The sequence below is a fragment of the Nocardia grenadensis genome (assembly GCF_050942415.1).
Taxonomy (GTDB): domain Bacteria; phylum Actinomycetota; class Actinomycetes; order Mycobacteriales; family Mycobacteriaceae; genus Nocardia; species Nocardia grenadensis.
The window spans coordinates 6,149,339-6,166,203 of record NZ_CP192054.1 but is presented as its reverse complement, the minus strand read 5'-3'; the positions used below and the strand labels follow the sequence as shown (position 1 = coordinate 6,166,203).

General features: G+C 67.3%; 15 protein-coding genes. 6 read left to right on the top strand and 9 right to left on the bottom strand.

Features of this window, described 5'->3' with window-relative positions:
• Positions 1-62 precede the first annotated feature (62 nt).
• Both ACQPYS_RS28215 and ACQPYS_RS28210 read left to right on the top strand, forming a co-directional pair.
• Entirely contained in the window at positions 63-305 is a 243-nt protein-coding gene (locus tag ACQPYS_RS28215) for a hypothetical protein (protein WP_433491281.1), read from the top strand.
• A 253-nt stretch (positions 306-558) separates the two neighbouring features.
• Positions 559-1,980, top strand: a complete 1,422-nt coding sequence (locus ACQPYS_RS28210; protein ID WP_433491280.1) for an ATP-binding protein — start codon at positions 559-561, stop codon at positions 1,978-1,980.
• Positions 1,981-2,039: 59 nt separating this feature from the next.
• Here ACQPYS_RS28210 and ACQPYS_RS28205 read toward each other — a convergent pair whose 3' ends face one another.
• Positions 2,040-2,903, bottom strand: coding sequence for a MaoC family dehydratase (locus tag ACQPYS_RS28205; RefSeq protein ID WP_433491279.1), 864 nt, complete (start codon positions 2,901-2,903; stop codon positions 2,040-2,042).
• Positions 2,900-4,258, bottom strand: coding sequence for a 3-oxoacyl-ACP reductase (locus ACQPYS_RS28200; RefSeq protein WP_433491278.1), 1,359 nt, complete (start codon positions 4,256-4,258; stop codon positions 2,900-2,902). The genes ACQPYS_RS28205 and ACQPYS_RS28200 overlap by 4 nt, the downstream gene beginning before the upstream one ends.
• Positions 4,259-4,534: 276 nt before the next feature.
• Here ACQPYS_RS28200 and ACQPYS_RS28195 point away from each other — a divergent pair, with 276 nt between their 5' ends.
• Positions 4,535-5,827 carry an acetyl-CoA C-acetyltransferase gene (locus ACQPYS_RS28195; RefSeq protein ID WP_063040875.1) on the top strand — a complete coding sequence of 431 codons (1,293 nt, stop codon included), beginning with the start codon at positions 4,535-4,537 and terminating at the stop codon, positions 5,825-5,827.
• Positions 5,828-6,027: 200 nt separating this feature from the next.
• Here ACQPYS_RS28195 and ACQPYS_RS28190 read toward each other — a convergent pair whose 3' ends face one another.
• Positions 6,028-6,375: a nuclear transport factor 2 family protein gene (locus ACQPYS_RS28190; RefSeq protein WP_063040873.1), complete on the bottom strand. Its 348-nt coding sequence runs from the start codon at positions 6,373-6,375 to the stop codon at positions 6,028-6,030.
• A 153-nt stretch (positions 6,376-6,528) separates the two neighbouring features.
• Positions 6,529-7,281 (bottom strand): SDR family oxidoreductase, encoded by a 753-nt coding sequence (locus ACQPYS_RS28185; protein ID WP_063040871.1) that lies wholly within the window; start codon positions 7,279-7,281, stop codon positions 6,529-6,531.
• Between the two features lie 113 nt (positions 7,282-7,394).
• Between ACQPYS_RS28185 and ACQPYS_RS28180 the strand changes: the two genes are divergently transcribed.
• Positions 7,395-8,456: a LysR family transcriptional regulator gene (locus ACQPYS_RS28180; RefSeq protein ID WP_084481680.1), complete on the top strand. Its 1,062-nt coding sequence runs from the start codon at positions 7,395-7,397 to the stop codon at positions 8,454-8,456.
• Here ACQPYS_RS28180 and gnd read toward each other — a convergent pair.
• A complete protein-coding gene (gnd, locus tag ACQPYS_RS28175) occupies positions 8,432-9,463 on the bottom strand; it encodes a phosphogluconate dehydrogenase (NAD(+)-dependent, decarboxylating) (RefSeq protein WP_431939290.1) in 1,032 nt (343 codons plus the stop codon). The two genes, ACQPYS_RS28180 and gnd, sit on opposite strands and share 25 nt — an antisense overlap.
• A gap of 339 nt (positions 9,464-9,802) precedes the next feature.
• On the opposite strand from gnd, the gene ACQPYS_RS28170 reads away from it, so the two are divergent.
• Positions 9,803-12,508 carry a VanW family protein gene (locus tag ACQPYS_RS28170; RefSeq protein ID WP_433491277.1) on the top strand — a complete coding sequence of 902 codons (2,706 nt, stop codon included), beginning with the start codon at positions 9,803-9,805 and terminating at the stop codon, positions 12,506-12,508.
• 55 nt (positions 12,509-12,563) lie between these two features.
• Here the strand turns inward: ACQPYS_RS28170 and ACQPYS_RS28165 are convergent, their stop codons facing one another.
• Both ACQPYS_RS28165 and ACQPYS_RS28160 read right to left on the bottom strand, forming a co-directional pair.
• Positions 12,564-13,655: a DUF4185 domain-containing protein gene (locus ACQPYS_RS28165; protein WP_063040865.1), complete on the bottom strand. Its 1,092-nt coding sequence runs from the start codon at positions 13,653-13,655 to the stop codon at positions 12,564-12,566.
• A gap of 193 nt (positions 13,656-13,848) precedes the next feature.
• A complete protein-coding gene (locus ACQPYS_RS28160; protein WP_431939287.1) occupies positions 13,849-14,487 on the bottom strand; it encodes a TetR/AcrR family transcriptional regulator in 639 nt (212 codons plus the stop codon).
• A 110-nt stretch (positions 14,488-14,597) separates the two neighbouring features.
• On the opposite strand from ACQPYS_RS28160, the gene ACQPYS_RS28155 reads away from it, so the two are divergent.
• On the top strand, positions 14,598-15,386 hold the full coding sequence (locus ACQPYS_RS28155) for a glucose 1-dehydrogenase (RefSeq protein ID WP_063040863.1): 789 nt from the start codon (positions 14,598-14,600) through the stop codon (positions 15,384-15,386).
• A gap of 335 nt (positions 15,387-15,721) precedes the next feature.
• Here ACQPYS_RS28155 and ACQPYS_RS28150 read toward each other — a convergent pair whose 3' ends face one another.
• Positions 15,722-16,084, bottom strand: coding sequence for a nuclear transport factor 2 family protein (locus ACQPYS_RS28150; protein ID WP_063041019.1), 363 nt, complete (start codon positions 16,082-16,084; stop codon positions 15,722-15,724).
• Between the two features lie 247 nt (positions 16,085-16,331).
• Positions 16,332-16,859, bottom strand: coding sequence for a CAP family protein (locus ACQPYS_RS28145; protein ID WP_433491276.1), 528 nt, complete (start codon positions 16,857-16,859; stop codon positions 16,332-16,334).
• Between the last annotated feature and the right edge of the window lie 6 nt (positions 16,860-16,865).

The following is a 16,865-nucleotide window of genomic DNA, read 5'->3' as shown; positions in this document are numbered from 1 at the left end:
CCGTCGGGGATGGCGCTGGTCGCGGCGGTCCGTGAATGCCCTGTCGGTAGGGAGAGCCGACCGTGACCACCGAGAATCGACGACGCGCGATCGTCGTGGGCAGGTACAACACCGACACACCCGACATGGACGGCCTCGTCGCTCGTCACCACTTGGAGGTGGTATTCACGATCACCGCACCTTCGGCGCCGAGACTGGCCACGCTGATCGCCGTTCAGCACCTCTTCGAGCACGACGCCGAGGTGGTGGTTGTCCGCATCTCAGCGCGGCCGAGATCAGAGCCGAGCGGTGTTGGCTGGCAGTAAGCGGATTGGCCGATATCCTCGCCGCCGATGGTGGTTGGCTTCGGTGACGGTGACGGTGACGGTGACGGTGACGGTGACGGGCTCGGTAGCCCGTCCCTCAGCGGGTGCCGAGGTCTTCGACCTGCCGTCGCCGGCCGATAGCCTCGGCCCGTGGCGCCGAGCCCGGCTTCGGCGTGGCGACAGGCAGGAGTCAGTACCGCCAGAGACTGCCATGGATGATACTATCGTTGATGATAGTATCTCAGGAGGTACTGTGGACGGATTTATTGGGCGGCGCACCGAGCTCGCCCTTCTCGACGAACTGCTCGAGCCGGTGCGCGGGGGCGGTAGGTCGGGGCGGCCGGGGCGAGCGGTATTGATCCGGGGCCGCAGGCGGGTGGGGAAGTCGCGGCTCGTTGAAGAGTTTCTGGATCGGGCTCGGGTGCCGCACGTGTTCTTCACGGCGGTGGGGGGATCGCGGGACGAGGACTTGGCGGGGTTTGTTTCCGATATCGCCGACTCGGACCTACCTGGCGCCGAACGGGTCTCGGAGTTCGCGGCGCCGAAGACGTGGCGGGCCGCGTTCGACCTACTCGCCACCGTGCTTCCTCGGGATCGTCCGAGCGTGGTCGTCCTGGACGAGATGCCTTATCTGGTGCGGGAAGATCGGGCGTTCGAGGGCACGCTACAGAAGGTTTTCGATCGGACCCTGTCGAAGTTGCCGGTGCTGCTGGTGCTCATCGGTTCCGATATCGCGATGATGGAGAAACTCAACACCTACGGTCGGCCGTTCTATCAGCGCGGTACCGAAATGATCGTGCCCCCGATGAATCCGCGCGATGTCGCGGCTGTGCTCGATCTCCGGCCGGCCGATGCGTTCGACGCGTACCTGATCAGTGGCGGTCTGCCGCTGATTCTCGAGGAGTGGCCGCGGGGGGCGGGTCTGTGGGAATACCTCGACTACGCGCTCCGCCACCCCACCTCGGCCCTGCTGGTCAGTGCCGAACGGGCACTGGCTGCCGAATTTCCGACCGAGGCGCAGGCGCGCACGGTTCTCGGCGCGATCGGTCACGGCGAGCGAACTTTTAGTCTCATCGGCCGGGCAGCCGGCGATTTGGCCCCGACCTCGCTCACTCGATCGCTCGGGCTGCTCACCGACCGACGGGTGGTGGCCGCCGAACGTCCGCTCTCGGTGCGGCCGAGCAAGGAAACCCGCTATCGCGTCGAAGATCCCTATCTGCGGTTCTGGCTGTACTTCCTCGGACCCGGTATGCCCGCAATCGAACGTGGACGGGGGGATCGGGTACTCGAGACCATCCGGGCGGGCTGGACTTCCTGGCGGGGCCGGGCCGTGGAGCCGGTGATCCGGGAAGCGCTGTGGCGGGGTGTGGACAGGTACCTGCCCGAGGGGACGGGAGCGATCGGCGGTTACTGGACTCGGACGAACAACCCGGAGATAGATATCGTCGCTGCAGACCGGGGGCCGATCGCCCAGCGGATCACGTGTGTGGGATCGGTGAAGTGGCTGGAGAAGAAACCGTTCGATCAGCGTGACCTCGCGGCTCTCATCACCCACCGGTCACAACTACCGGGCGCCGATGTCGATACTCCGATGCTGGCCGTCGCGCGCGCGGGAGGCTCGACCACGGGTGTGCGGGTGCTGACGCCGGACGAACTGCTCGAGGCATGGCCGTGAGGATATAGAGATACGAACCCCGCCCCGAAGCTTCCGGAGCGGGGTTCGCGTGGGGTCCGTCAGCGCAGGGTGGCGGTGAGGTGTGGGTAGCCCTTCTTCGGATGCTTCAGCGCCAGATCCCAACCCTGCTCGACCTGATCCGCGTACACGTTCACGGTGGACGGCAGCAGGATCGGTTTGCCGAATTTCACCGCGTAGGAGACCTTGTCCGGGACCCGGCCCTCGACCGTGGCGAGGATCGTTGCCGCCGACCACATCCCGTGTGCGATCGCCCGGGGGAAGCCGAAAGCTTTGGCACCCAATGCCGAAGTGTGGATTGGGTTCTGATCACCGGAGGCGTTCGCGTAGCGGGTGATCGTCTTCTGGTCCACTTTCCACGTCCGTAGCGGGGGTGGCGGCACCTCTTCGGGTTTCGGTTCGGGTTTGGGACCGCCCGACAGCGAGGTCTTCTGCTGGTGCAGGAAGGTGGTGACCTGCCGCCACACCAGTTCCCGGCCCACCCGGATCTCGCTGATCGCGTCGACCAGCAGGCCCTTGGGGTGTTCCCGCAGGTTCTCGATATGCGCGGTGATATCGAGCGGTTCGCTCACCGAGATCTCCCGGGTGCGCTCGATGAGGTTCTCCGCGTGCACCGCGCCGACCGCCACGAACGGGAAGTCGCGCTGCACCACGAGTTTCATCACCAGCGGGAAGGTGATGATGAACGGGTAGGTCAGCGGGAGGGTGTCGCCGAAGCGCAACTCGGTGGCCGCGCAGTAGGCCGCCAGGTGTTCCGGGTCGACCCGGTAGCCGTCGAGCCGGACGGCGCGGTCCGGGATCTCGGAATTCCGCGCCGAGACCAGCGGTATCGCGCCGAGCACGGCCTGGACATACAGGCCGCCGTTCTTCGGCGGTGCGTCGAGGGAGATGGTCTCGGTCATCATGCGCCGATCATGCTCTGGCCGCAGACCCGGACGATATTGCCGTTCACCGCGTTCGAGGCCGGGCTGGCGAAGTAGGCGATGGTTTCGGCGACGTCGATGGTCTGGCCGCCCTGGTTCAGGGAGGCCATCAGCCGGCCGCCCTCCCGGGTCGCCAGCGGGATCGCGGCGGTCATGGCGGTCTCGATGAAACCGGGTGCCACGGCGTTGATGGTGATGCCCTTCTCGGCCAGTTCGGGGGCCTCGGCGTTCACCATGCCGATGACGCCGGCCTTGGAGGCGCCGTAGTTGGTCTGCCCGCGGTTACCGGCGATACCGGCGATGGAGGAGACGTCCACCACCCGGCCGCCCTCCTTCAGCGCGCCCGCGGCCACCAGGCCTTGGGTGATGCGGTGTGGCGCGGCCAGGTTCACGTTCAGGACGGCGTTCCAGCGGCCCTCGTCCATATTCGCGAGCAGTTTGTCGCGAGTGATCCCGGCGTTGTGCACGATGATGTCGATCCCGCCGAAACGTTCGGTGGCGAATTCGGCGAGCCGCTGCGCGGCATCGGGTGCGGTGACGTCGAGTGCCAGTGCGGTGGCGCCCACCTTGTTCGCGGTCTCGGCCAAGGCCTCTCCGGCGGCCGGGATATCGGCGACGATGACCTTCGCGCCGTCGCGGGCGAAGACCTCGGCGATGGTGGCGCCGATACCGCGGGCGGCGCCGGTGACCACGGCGACCTTGCCGTCGAGCGGCTTGTCCCAGTTCGCGGGCGCGACCGCGTCGTCCTTACCGGCGCGGATCACCTGACCGTCCACGAACGCCGATTTGGCGGAGAGCACGAACCGCAGGGTCGAGGCGAGACCGGTGGCTGCGGGGGAGGCGTCGGGGTGCAGGTACACCAGCTGCGCGGTGGCACCGCGCAGCAGTTCCTTGCCCACCGACCGGGTGAACCCCTCGAGCGCGCGCTGGGCGATCTGGCCGTCCACGTTGCCGGCGAGTTCGGGGGTGGTGCCGATGACCAGGACCCGGCCCGACGGGGCGATACTGCGCATCGCCGGCTGGAAGAACTCGAACAGCTGCGACAGATCCTCGATGCTGCCGATCCCGGTGGCGTCGAAGACCAGTGCGCCGTACTTGGTTCCGGTGGTGTGGGAATCGGCGAAGGTGTAGTCCTCGGCCAGCAGCGCCCGCAGGGGTTCGGCGACCCGGCCCTTACCGCCGAGCAGTACCGGCCCCGGCAGCGGCGGCTCACCGGCCACATAGCGCCGCAATTTCTCCGGTTTCGGCAGGCCCAGCTTGTTCGCGAGGAACCCGCCCGGCGCGGAGTTGACGAACGATCCGTAGAGGTTGGGTGCACCCTTGCTCTTGGCTGCCACAGTTCCCACCTTTTCTGTTGCTCGATGTGGTGTAGGTACCGGTAGTTCCCCGATACCCGCTCGTCCGGTGCCATCACGCCGCCGGCCTGCATCGAGTGCGGGGCTCGGCGGGCGGCCGGCCCGCGGGCGCCGGAGGCGGTGTCGACATTGAACTTACTCCGGAGTAAGTTTATCGTAAACCGAGCGCGGGCGGGCGTCGGAAGCCGCGACGCGCAGCCGCGGCCCGGGCCCGGAGCACCCGACCCTCTCGCCAACTCGACAACCTGGGAGACCCGAGTGACCACCACATCCCGTTCGACCCGTCCGGTAGCGATCCTCGGCGGTAACCGCATCCCGTTCGCGCGTTCCGACAAGGCCTACGCCCACGCCTCCAACCAGGACATGTTCACCGCCACGCTGGACGGGCTGGTGAGCCGCTTCGGTCTGCGATCGGAACGGCTGGGCATGGTCGCCGGCGGCGCGGTGCTCAAACGGGTCGGCGAGCACGGCCTGATCCGGGAGAGCGTGCTGGGTAGCCGGCTCAGCCCCTACACCCCCGCCCACGATCTGCAGCTGGCCTGCGGTACCGGCCTGCAGGCGGTCGTCACCGTCGGCGACGCGATCGCGGCCGGCCGGATCGAAGTGGGTATCGGTGGCGGCACCGACACCACCTCCGACGCGCCCATCGGGGTCAGTGAACGAATGCGCGAGTGGATGCTGAACATCAACCGCGCCCGCACCAATGCCGAGCGGCTGAAACTGGTCGGACAGCTGCGTCCGGGCATGGTCGGTATCGAGATCCCGCGCAATGCCGAACCCCGCACCGGTCTGTCGATGGGCGAGCACGCGGCCATCACCGCCAAGGAGTTCGGGGTCTCCCGGGACGCCCAGGACGAACTGGCCTATCTCTCGCACAAGAATATGGCCGCCGCCTACGAGCGCGGCTTCTTCGACGATCTGGTGACCCCGTTCCTCGGCCTCACCCGCGACGACAACCTGCGCCCGAACTCCTCGCTGGAGAAGCTGGGCACACTGAAGCCGGTCTTCGGGGTGAAGCTGGGCGATGCCACCATGACGGCGGGCAACTCCACTCCGCTCACCGACGGCGCGTCGGCGGTGCTGCTGTCCAGCGACGAATGGGCGGCCGAGCGCAATCTGCCGGTGCTCGCGCATCTGGTGGACAGCGAAGTCGCCGCGGTCGACTACATCCACGGCCCCGACGGCCTGCTCATGGCCCCCACCTACGCGGTGCCGCGGCTGCTCGCCCGCAACGGCCTGACGCTGCAGGATTTCGATTTCTACGAGATCCACGAGGCCTTCGCCTCGGTGGTGCTGGCCACCCTGCAGGCCTGGGAATCGGATCAGTACTGCAAGGAGCGGCTCGGCCTCGACGGGGCGCTCGGTTCGATCGACCGCACCAAGCTGAACGTCAACGGTTCCTCGCTGGCCGCCGGGCACCCGTTCGCCGCCACCGGCGGCCGGATCGTCGCCCAGGCCGCCAAGCAGCTGGCGGAGAAGGGGTCGGGCCGGGCGCTCATCTCGATCTGCGCCGCGGGCGGCCAGGGCGTGGTCGCCATTCTGGAGCGCTGAACCGGCCCGGTACGGGACCGTCCGGCGGGTGAGGGAAGCGCCCACAGCCGTGATGGAACCCGGACCGGCGCAGGGGGACCGGAGGTGCCCCGATCCGAAAGGTCGGGGCACCTCCTTTCCGTTCCCGCGATTCGTCCGTGCGCACGCGGTCCCGGCTCCGGCCGCGCACGCAGGCCCGGCGGCGTGCGGTGCCCGGGTCACTACGGATTTCGGCCTTCCCGGATCGTCATCGACGCGATGTGGTCGCCACGAGTACCGAAGGTGAATCGGGAAAGACCGTTGGCGTGGTTGCTGCGCCAGTCGCCGATCACGGTGACCTCGCCGTTGCCGTCATCGACGGTCACCTGTCGCGGCGTGAGGGTGCCGTCGGATCCGATGAATTCCCGCTCGCTCCAGGCGGCGATCGCGTCTCGCCCGGTGAAGGTGCGGCCCCAGTCGTCGACAAAGCCGTCTTCGGTGAACAAATCGAGGAAGCGATCGGCCTCGTGGCGATTGACCACATCGATCAAGGTGTCGACCGGGCTCGGGATCGTCAGCTCATCGGCCATGGGTATGGCGTCCTTCCGTGACGTAGGTGCCTTGCTGTCATCGAAACACGAGCAAGGTGGCGGGGTGTGGATGCGGTTGCGGTGCGCCCCGGACGTGGGCGACGCACCGCACCTCGGCGCCGGTGTCCGCCGCCACTCCTTACCGCGCCGCGCTCATCGGGTGGTGTAGCCGCCGTTGGCGAACAGGGTCTGGCCGGTGATCCACCGGCCCTGTGTGCACAGGAAGTGCACGATCGGGGCGATATCTTCGATCTGGGTGAGTTGGTCGCCCATCGCCTGGCTCTTGTGGAACTCCACCCGCTCGTCTGTCTCCTGCGGATAGAAGAACGGTGTGTCCATCGGTCCCGGGGCAATACTGTTCACCGAGATCAGTCGATCGGCGAACTCCTTGGCCGCGGCCCGGGTGAAGTGCTCCACCGGACTTTTGCCCCCGGCGTAGGTGGAGTATCCGTCGGTGAACGCTCCCAGCAGTGCGGTGACGATGGTGATGATCTTGCCATTGTCACCCAGATGCAGGCCGGCCTCCTTGATGAAAAAGTAGGCGGACTTGGCGTTGATGGCGAACATCGAGTCGTAGTCGTCCTCGGTGGTCTCCACGATCGGTTTGCGTAGCACTTTGCCGACTGTGTTCACTGCGATATCGAGCCCACCCAGTTCCTGTGCGGCCTGGTCGAACAGCGCGGTGACATTGGCGGGGACGGTGAGGTCGCCCTGGATCTTGACCGCTCGCCGGCCCGCTTCGCGGACGGACGCGACTGTCTTGTCGGCATCGGACTCGCTCGAGTCGCTGTTGTAGTGGACGGCGACGTCCGCGCCCGCCTGCGCGAGCTGCCGGCTGATCAGACCGCCGAGATTTTTCGCGCCGCCGGCCACCACGGCCTTCTTGCCACTCAGATCTTCGATCATGCGCGCTCCTCCGGCCTCGTCTCTTCTTGTCTCTGACCATTGCCACGCTAGGATCGACATCCACAAGTGGCAATCACCAAATAGGTGTGAGTCGACAAGCAAAGGTTGTGCCGATGTCGGCAGAGAACACGTCCGCGGAGCAGGAAGACGGCAGAGACAGTCAGCTGGTGGATCTACGGCGGCTGCGTCAGTTCGTCGCGACAGTCGAGGCTCCCAGCATCACTGCGGCGGCCGGCGGCCTGTACATCACCCAGCAGGCACTCTCCTCGGCCTTGCGCAACCTGGAACGAGAACTGGGTGTCGCTCTGTTCGACCGCTCGCAGCGAAGTCTCCGACTCACCGAAGCCGGCCGTGAGTTGTATGCCGCGGCACCGTCGCTGCTGGCCGCGGCAACCCATATCGGTCGCCGCGCCCGCGAAGCCGGCGCGCCACGCCGCCGACCGTTCCTGATCGGCCACACGCCGGCGATCAGCAGTGGCGAAGTGTTCGAACTACTCCGGCCACTGATCGTCGAACAGCCGGATCTGGCGGCTACGGCAGTGGCGATCTATCCGGACGCGATCGCCCGAGAACTCACCGAGGGGCGCCTCGACATCGTCCTTCGTCGAGGTATCGAAACCCCTCGCGACCTCGCCACCAGTATCGTGACCTACCGTCCGTTGCATATCGCGGTGGCGACTTCCCATCCGCTGGCGAGCGCCTCGCTTCTGGAAATGCGGGATCTCGAGCCCTATCCCCTGATCGTGTGGGCGCCCGAACACCATTCCTTCTACACCGACTACCTGGTCTCACACTGTCGCCGAGCCGGGTTCGACCCCACCGTGGTCGTCAACAGGATCCAGGGCACCCCGCCGACCACCGCGCCGGCGGTGTATCCCGACGGCTATGCCTTCGTCACCTCCGACCCTGGCCCGATTCACAACGGGCAGGTGCGCGTCATCCCGATGAGCCCACCGATCTTGGCACCCACCCAGGCGCTCTGGACACCGCACACCATAGATCCGGTCCGAACGCGACTTCTCGAAATGCATTCGGACGCCCCGATCCCTGCCCGACCGCCGCTTCCGGGCAATGCTCACCATCCGGACCGGGCGGTCGGCCCCGACAATGACGTCACCGCCGACGACCATTCCCGACCACTTCGGCAGTGTCAGCCCGACCCGGGTATTTCGTGATGCCCGCCGAAGGCTTCGCGCATCGCGGACAGCGTCTGGTCCGCGTACGTCGATTCACCGCGTGAAGCGAAACGCTGGAACAGTGCCGCCGAGAGCACCGGAGCCGGTACTCCGATATCCACCGCGGCGTCGAGGGTCCAGCGTCCCTCGCCGGAATCGGAGACCCGGCCGCCGAAGGAATCCAGATTCGGGTCGGCGTGCAGTTGGGTCGCGGTGAGGTCGAGCAACCAGGACGCCACCACCGACCCGCGCCGCCAGACCTCGGCGACCTCCGCGATATCGATGTCGTACCGGTAGTATTCCGGATGTTCGAGCGGGGTCTCCTCCGCGGAGTACTCGCCGCCGGCGCGGTTGCCGTAGTCGGCCTTGTGCATGATGTTGAACCCCTCGGCGTAGGCCGCCATGAGGCCGTACTCGATCCCGTTGTGCACCATTTTCACGAAATGGCCCGCCCCCGCGGGACCGCAGTGCAGGTAACCCTCTTCGGCCGGTCCGGGCTCTCCGGCACGTCCCGGGGTCCGTGGCGCGGCCGCCACGCCGGGCGCTATGGCCCGCAGCAGTGGTTCCACGTACCGCACCGGCGCCGCCTCGCCGCCGATCATCAGGCAGAATCCGCGGTCGCGGCCGAACACCCCGCCCGAGGTCCCGATATCGAGGTAGTGGATACCGAGCGGGGTCAGCTGCGCGGCGCGGGCTATATCGTCGTGATACCGGCTGTTGCCGCCATCGATGACGATATCGCCGGGTTCCAGCAGTTCCGCCAGCTGGTCCACCGTGCGGCCGGTGAGACCGGCCGGGATCATCACCCACACCACGCGAGGTGCGTCGAGATCGGCGACGAACTCCGCCAGGTCGGTGCTGCCCCGGAAGCTGTCACCGAGTTCGGCGGCGAGGTTGTCGATCACCTCGGCGTGGCGTTCGCAGCCGACCGCCGTATGACCGGCCGCGACGATCCGCCGCACGATATTCGCCCCCATCCGGCCGAGCCCGATCATGCCCAACTGCATCTCGCGTCCCCTTACTCATAGAGGTCGGATCGCATGCCGCCCCCGATTGTGCCCGCCCCCTCGAGAACTTTCGCCGAGTGCGTGTGTAACGACCCGCGCGTGGCACCGATATACAGGTCGGCTCCGTGCAATCGCCTGACCCCCGACCCGGCGACTGCACGGGGCCACTTTGCTGTCCAGGGCTTTGTTCGGGCGATATGTCCCATCTGTGACGTCAGTGGCTATCCAGATGGCGCAGCTGTGATGGATCCGGCACTGAAGATTACAGTTCGGACAACTATCGTTGGCGAAGGCTCGCACCCCGCGAGTCCCCGAAGTATCGATTGGGGAGGACGGTTCGTGAGCAGCGAATCGAGCACCGACCGAGGTGACAGACGCGACCACGGCCGCCCGCAGCCGGTCGACGGCGGCCTACGTCAGCTGCTCGACAGCGGCCGCGCCCAGCAGGGGCAGCAGTCGCCCGCACCGACCGAACCGGTCGAACAGGCCGGCAATGTCGCGTCCGGCTGGCGCGGGGGCAGCTCCTGGCTGAATCCCAGCGCCGGCTCCGCGGCGCAGCGGTCCGCGGCGGACCAAGACCCCTCGTCGGCGGGTTCGGTGTCCGGCGCCGCTTCTCCCCATACCCTGCCGCACGCCGCGGATGCCCCCCGGCCGGCCGGCCGGGCGGGGCCACCCGGGCCGGGCGCCCCGGGCCCTTCCGGTCCCGGTCCTTCCGGCGCCCGGCCTGCCAACGGTCCTGGACCGGCCGGCCCGCCCGACGCCCGGCCTGCCAACGGTGCCGGGCCAGTAGTGCCCTCCGACGCCAGGACCCCACGCGGCTCCGGCGGTCCGGCGGCCTCCGGTCCCGGCCCGTCCCCCGCCCCGGGTGCCCCCTCGGGTCCCGGCGGCGTTCCCGGCCCCGCTCGGCGCCCCGACAACGGACCGTCCGCTCCCTCCGGCCCCGCCCCGGCCGACCCCACCGGGCCCGAGTACACCACTCAGCAGTTCTCGCTGCCCACCGCCGCGCCCCCGCCCGCCGCGTTCGCCGACGCGGACCCGGACGATGCGCCGACCGAGGTTTTCGATTCGGGCGCGCTGAACAAGCGGCTCTCCGGGGGCCCGTCCTCCTGGCCGGGCCATCCGAACAATCCGACCAGCGCCGATATCCTCGCCCACGGTGACAAATCCGGGCCGCCCACACCGCCGCGCGGCCCGGGTGGGGGCCGCGGTACCGGTGGGTCCGGCGACGACAACGGCCGTTTCTCCGCCGCTCGTACCTGGCTCCGCGACTCCGCGAACGCCCGGCGCGTCCTGCTGGTCGCCGCGATCGTGTTCGGTGTCGCGCTCGTTGGCTATATCGCCGACCTGGTGCTGACCTCGGGCAAGATTCCGCGCGGTGTCGAGGTCGCCGACATCGCCATCGGTGGGATGGACAAGGACGATGCCCGCGCGAAGCTGCAGGCAACACTCGATCCACGTTCGGGCGAAGTCGTCCCGGTGAAGATCGGCGATGTGCAGACCGAGCTGGTTCCGGCCGCGGCCGGTCTCGGCGTGGACTGGGAGGCGACCTGGGAGCGAGTGGGCGGTCAGCCGCTCAATCCGGCGTCGCGGCTGCTGTCCTTCGTGGCCACCCGCGAGGTCACGGTGGCCAGCTCGGTCGACGAGACGGCAATGAGCCGGACCTTCGACGAACTGAAGGTGCACGACCAGCCGCCCGTCGAAGGCGGTATCCATTTCGAGGGCACGCGGCCGATCGAGGTGAACCCCGTCTCCGGCCGGGTCCTGGACGTCGCCGCCGCACGTACGGTCATCACCGAGCAGTGGGCGACCGCGAGCACCCTGGATCTGCCGGTCGCCGTGGCACCGCCCGCCGTCCGCCAGGACGCGATCGATGCGGCCATGCACCAGATCGCCGAACCCGCGGTGAGCGCTCCGGTGTCCTACACCGGTAAAGAGGGGGCCACCGCCGCTCTGAGCCCGGAGCAGATCGCCACCATCATCGGATTCGTACCGGACGGGCACGGCGGGCTGCGGGTCGAGTTCGACCACAAGGTGGCCACCGATCTGCTCGCCCCCCAGCTGGCCGATACCGAGGTAGAACCCGAGGACGCGACCTTCACCTTCTCCGGTGCGCCCACCGTGGTGCCCGCCGTGGTCGGCGACAAGGTCAACTGGGCCAAAACCCTGGATCAGCTGCCGGCGATGCTCGCCGCGACCGGCGCCCCGCGCACCACACCGGCGATCTACGAGCGAATCGAACCCAAACTCACCACGCAGGCCGCCGAGGCACTCGGTATCAACGAGACAATGGGCGAGTTCACCACCAGCGGTTTCACCGGCCCGTCCGGCGTGAATATCCGCACGGTCGCCCAGGAGGTCGACGGCGCAGTCGTCAAACCGGGCGACACCTTCTCGCTCAACACCCACACCGGACCGCGCACCGCCGCCGAAGGCTATGTGGAATCGGGCATCATCGACCACGGCCGGCCCAGCAAGGCCGTGGGCGGTGGGATCAGCCAGTTCGCCACCACGCTCTACAACGCGGCCTACTTCGCGGGCCTGGAGGACGCCGGCCACACCGAACACAGCTACTACATCTCGCGCTATCCGGCAGCCCGGGAAGCGACCGTGTTCGACGGCGCCATCGACCTGCAGTTCCGGAACAACACTCCGCACGGCATCTACATCCAGGCCGTCGCCGACAGCTCCCAGGTGACCGTTCGCATCTGGGGTACCAAAACGGTGAACGTGGAATCGTTCACCGGCGACCGGACCAAGCCGACCGAACCGGAAACCATCACCCTGCCCGAGGGCGACGACTGCATCGCCTCCACGGGCGCTCCCGGGTTCACCACCTCCGACACCCGGGTGATCACCGATATCAACACCGGCGCCGAGATCTCCCGCCACACCCGGACCGTGAAATACGACCCGGTGCCGGAGGTCAAATGCGAATCGCCGGACAAGGAGAAGGCGGAAGAATCCACCGACGAGCCGAGCGGCGGCAGCCAGCCCGGCAGCACCGCTCCGAGCAGCCGGCCGAGCAGCCGCCCCGGATCTCGCTGAGATACGACAGTGCCCGCCCCGGAAGCCGGGGCGGGCACTGTCGTATCCGAAGGAGCTACAGCGGCGTGCGCATCAAGAGCACGTTGTATTGGCGGTGCACGGTGAGCAGGAAGTACAGGTCGCTGCCGGTCTGGTACGGGAAGATCATCGGCGCGTAGGCCGTCGGCAGCGCGGCCGCTTCCAGCAGCACCCGGGGTGTGCTCCACGGACCCTCCGGCGCGTCCGCGGTGCGCAGCACCACCGAGTTGTACGGATCCGTCGTCAGCATCACGAACTTGCGCAGATGGTCGTTCCACTGCACCGACAGCTCGGCCACCCCGTCGACGACCGGTGCGGCCGCCTTGGCGTCGCCGGGCTTCCAGCCGTGCCCGTCCCAGTACTCGTAGGCGTCGATATTCGTGATATCGGCCTCCTGTACCCGGGACACGTACCCGGGATGGTTACGGCCCGCCGGAGTGCCGTACCGGTACACGAATCCGTCGTCCTTCACGAACGCGTTCTGCTGGAACCGCTCATGTCCGTCCACATTCGCCCGGCGCGTGGTCGGCAGCTGGGCCCAGGTCCGTCCGCCATCGCCGGACGCGGCGAGGGTGGCGAAGTTGGTGGTCCACAGACCGTGATCGCCCCACTCCCGCACCGACATCATGCTCAGGTACTGCACACCGCCCACCGAGATACCGGCGGTCGGGATCAAACTGATCTCGACACCCGGGATCTTCGGGCTGGGCAGCGGATTCGGGACCGCGCCGTCGAAAACGATGCCCTGGGCCGGATCCTTGGTGTGACTGAAGAACAGGGCATTGCTGGTCCACGCCCACACACTGCCGGCCAGCAGGTTCGGCACTCCGAGTCCCGCGGAATCGCCGAACGCGGTCAACAGCGTGCCCGCCCCGTCGTCCCACATCACCCCCAGATCGGTGCCCAGCACATTCACCTGCTGCGTCCGGTTGGGGCTGTCCATACCCGTCACCTGGTAGATGGCCTGGGTGTCCCCAGGTAGCGTCGGCAGACCACGGGGTTCGCCGTTGATACCGGGAATCGGGTTCACATTGTTCGGATCCGCTACCGCCGGACCGGCCAGCACCAGGGCCGCGACAGCACCGGCGACTCCGGTACGGACTAGAAGGGACAGCGGGCGGGGGGTCATCTCGATGTCCTCCTGCTGGGCGGCGCGGCGACTCAGGGGGTCATCTTGCCATGATCACAGCCGCCCCGCGGGGTGCTGTGGTTTCGGCGTCGCGGGGTCGAGGCCCCGAACGCGCTGATCCGGCGCGACGAAGAAGAGCGTGCGCAGCAGACAGTCAGGGATGAATGGGTGTGTCGACTATGTGGGCTCGGCCTCAGCGCATACTGTCGTCGGGGGTGCCGTAACGCGCCACCATGGTCTGCACCGCCTGGCTCACCGCCCTGTCGATATCGGCAGGCCCGGGATTCCAATCCACCAGCAGCATCCGCGGCCAGAAAACGTAATCGGAGATCATTCCCAGGAACTGGGTGGCGCCGGTCACGCTGTCGTGGGGTAGTGCTGTGCCGGCGTCCTGCTCGGCTTCCAGATAGCGGCGCACCGAGGTGAAGTAGGGCATCTTGCCCTTCTGGAAAAGAGTCTGGCCGAGCTCGGGAAACCGTGGCAGCTCGGCAATGACGATGCGGAACAGCGACGCCATGCCGGGCCTGCTCAAAAGAGTGGCATAGCGACCCCCGACAGCGGTGAGACCGGCGCGCAGATCACCGGCCTGCGGGGCTGTCTCCTCGCCCGAATCAGGGCTCCACGATTCGGTGACTATCGCCTCGAATAGTGCCGCCTTGGTCGGAAACTGCTTGAACAAGGTGGCTTTGGACACCCCGGCCTCTTCGGCGACCCGTGACAGTGAGGTGCCGTCGTAACCGGAGTCCAGAAACAGCCGGGCCGCTGCCTCGATGATGGCGGAACGCTTCTCAGCGGCGACGCGCTGGTGATACGTCCGAGCCCCAGTGGTCATGGAACCAGCATGCCACACCCTGAGGCGAGTCACTTGACTCACCACGGAAGAATCCGTACCTTGGCAATGGTGAGTTGATCGACTCACCATTTTCCGGGAAGGAGAGCCTCATGGGGCGCTTCGACAATCACACCGTCCTCATCACCGGGGCCACCAGCGGTCAAGGTGCCCGCCATGCGCACGCCTTTCACTCCGAGGGCGCCCAGGTCGTGCTCACCGGCCGCGAAGACGAAGCCGGACGGGCGTCGGCCGCGGAACTCGGCCACCGGGCGCACTTCGTGCACCTGGATGTCAGCCGCGAAGAGGACTGGACCGCAGCGGTCGAGCAGGTACAACGGCATTTCGGACCGATCACCATCCTCGTGAACAACGCCGGAATCCAGAACCGGGCCGCCGAAATCGAGCACACCGACCTCGGCGACTGGCGGACAGTGCTGGACGTCAACCTCACCGGAGCGTTTCTCGGCATCCGCGCCGTGACACCGTCCATGCGCGCTGCCGGCGGTGGCTCCATCGTGAACATCGCTTCCACGATGGCCCACGTCGGCACCGCGTTCTACGCCCCCTACACCGCCAGCAAATGGGCCCTGCGCGGACTCACCCGGACCGCAGCACTCGAACTCGGACGCGACAACATCCGAGTCAATTCCATCGCGCCCGGTGTCGTCTCCACGCCGCTGATCAACGAACCAGCGGCCCCCGGCGAGCGTCCGATCTCCGACTTCTACACACCCGACCCGTTCGCCGTCCCCAGACTTGCCGATCCTGAGGAGATCTCGCGATTGTTGCTGTTCATCACATCACCGGAGGCGAGCTTCGCGACCGGCTCGGAATTCGTGCTCGACGGCGGCCTGCTGCTCGGCCCCGCACTGAAATACGACTCGGGCACCGCAGCCTGATCGCCGGACACGTGAAGAAAACCATGATGGATGCAGCAGTTGCTCCGGATAACACCTGCCGCATCCACCCGCCAGAACCCGAATCCAGGAATCGGCGTTGCCGCCGTGTCAGACCGAGATGCAGCTGTATGCCGCGATCCGGTGAGACTCCCGGGCAGGCGGAAACTGCAGTACAAGCGCATCGTCGGATATCAAAGGGTGAAGACCACGTTGCGAGTTCGGCGTGGCCGGCCGGCGACGGCGCGAGAAGTACCCGCCGCGGGCGTTGAATCCGGACGCGTTCCAGCTGATCCCAGAATGTCGAATCAAGCGGGGTACACCACAGCGAGGTTGGATTACTCGGCCGCCGAGGCGTGAGCGGCGACGACCCGCCAGCCACGGGAGTCGTCGTGCGCCCAGGTGCGGGTGTAACGCATCCTGGCCGCGAATGGTGACCCGTGAATGCTTCCTTCGACGAGGCCGAGGAACCACGTGACCCCGGTTGTCCCTTCCACCAGCACCGTCAGCTGTTCTTCCTCGAGCTTGCTCACGATCTGAGCCCTGGTGCGGTGCAGCTCGAGATCATCGGCCTTGGTGACCGTGTCGGCGCCGAGCGTGAAGATCAACCGATCATCGAGTAACTCATCCAGCATCTGGACATCCCCAGCCAGCTGCGCGGCCTGAAGTCGCCGCTCGGCTTCTCGCAAGTCGTTCTCCATGACCCCCATCCTGCCAGCGCGCTGTCGGTCGAGCCCTCCCGTTTCGCTCACAGCAGACCGACGCCCGCGGATTCCGCACCGGGTACCACTCACCGTCGATGCTCTGGCCGCCCGGAGTGACTCTACTTTCCGTCTGGTTTCCCGGCTCTTGCAACGTCCTCCTGACGTTCGAATTCACCTGGAGAACGACGCTGCAGTTCACCTGCCCGGCCGCTACGGCCGGGAGGATGCCGGGGGCAGGGCCGGCTCAGCGCGGGCGTGCCACGTTCTCGGGGAACTGCCCCTCAACGTTGCCGGCCGGGCTGTAGAGAGCGACGGCGGCGGTGTAGCCGCCCTCCGAGGCGTACCCGACACCGAGTCGGGTGCTGGCCTTCCACACCAACTGCGTGAAATGGCCCGTCGCCATGCTGAACCCGGGGTTGTTGAAGTCGTAGCCCTCGACCTCGTCGTACCACATCTGCGTGCCCATCTGAACAAAGGAGACACCGTCCCAGCTGCCCTCTCCCCCCACGAGGTTTTCCCCGGCCCCGTTCTTGTAGGGGCAGCTGTGATCGATCGTGCGCTTTTGGGTGTAGTACTGCGCGCATTTCCGGGCCGAGTCATTCAGGCTCTGGGTCGAGGTCATGGCCGGAGAACCATGCTTGGCCCGGTACTGGTTGTGCAGGGTGAGCCCGGTCTGCGCGTAGTCGCTCTGTCCGGCGGCAGGGCCCCCGCCGGTGACGAGCGCGGCGAGCATCACCGCGGCAACAACCGATCCCAATCGACCGACACGCACGACAAC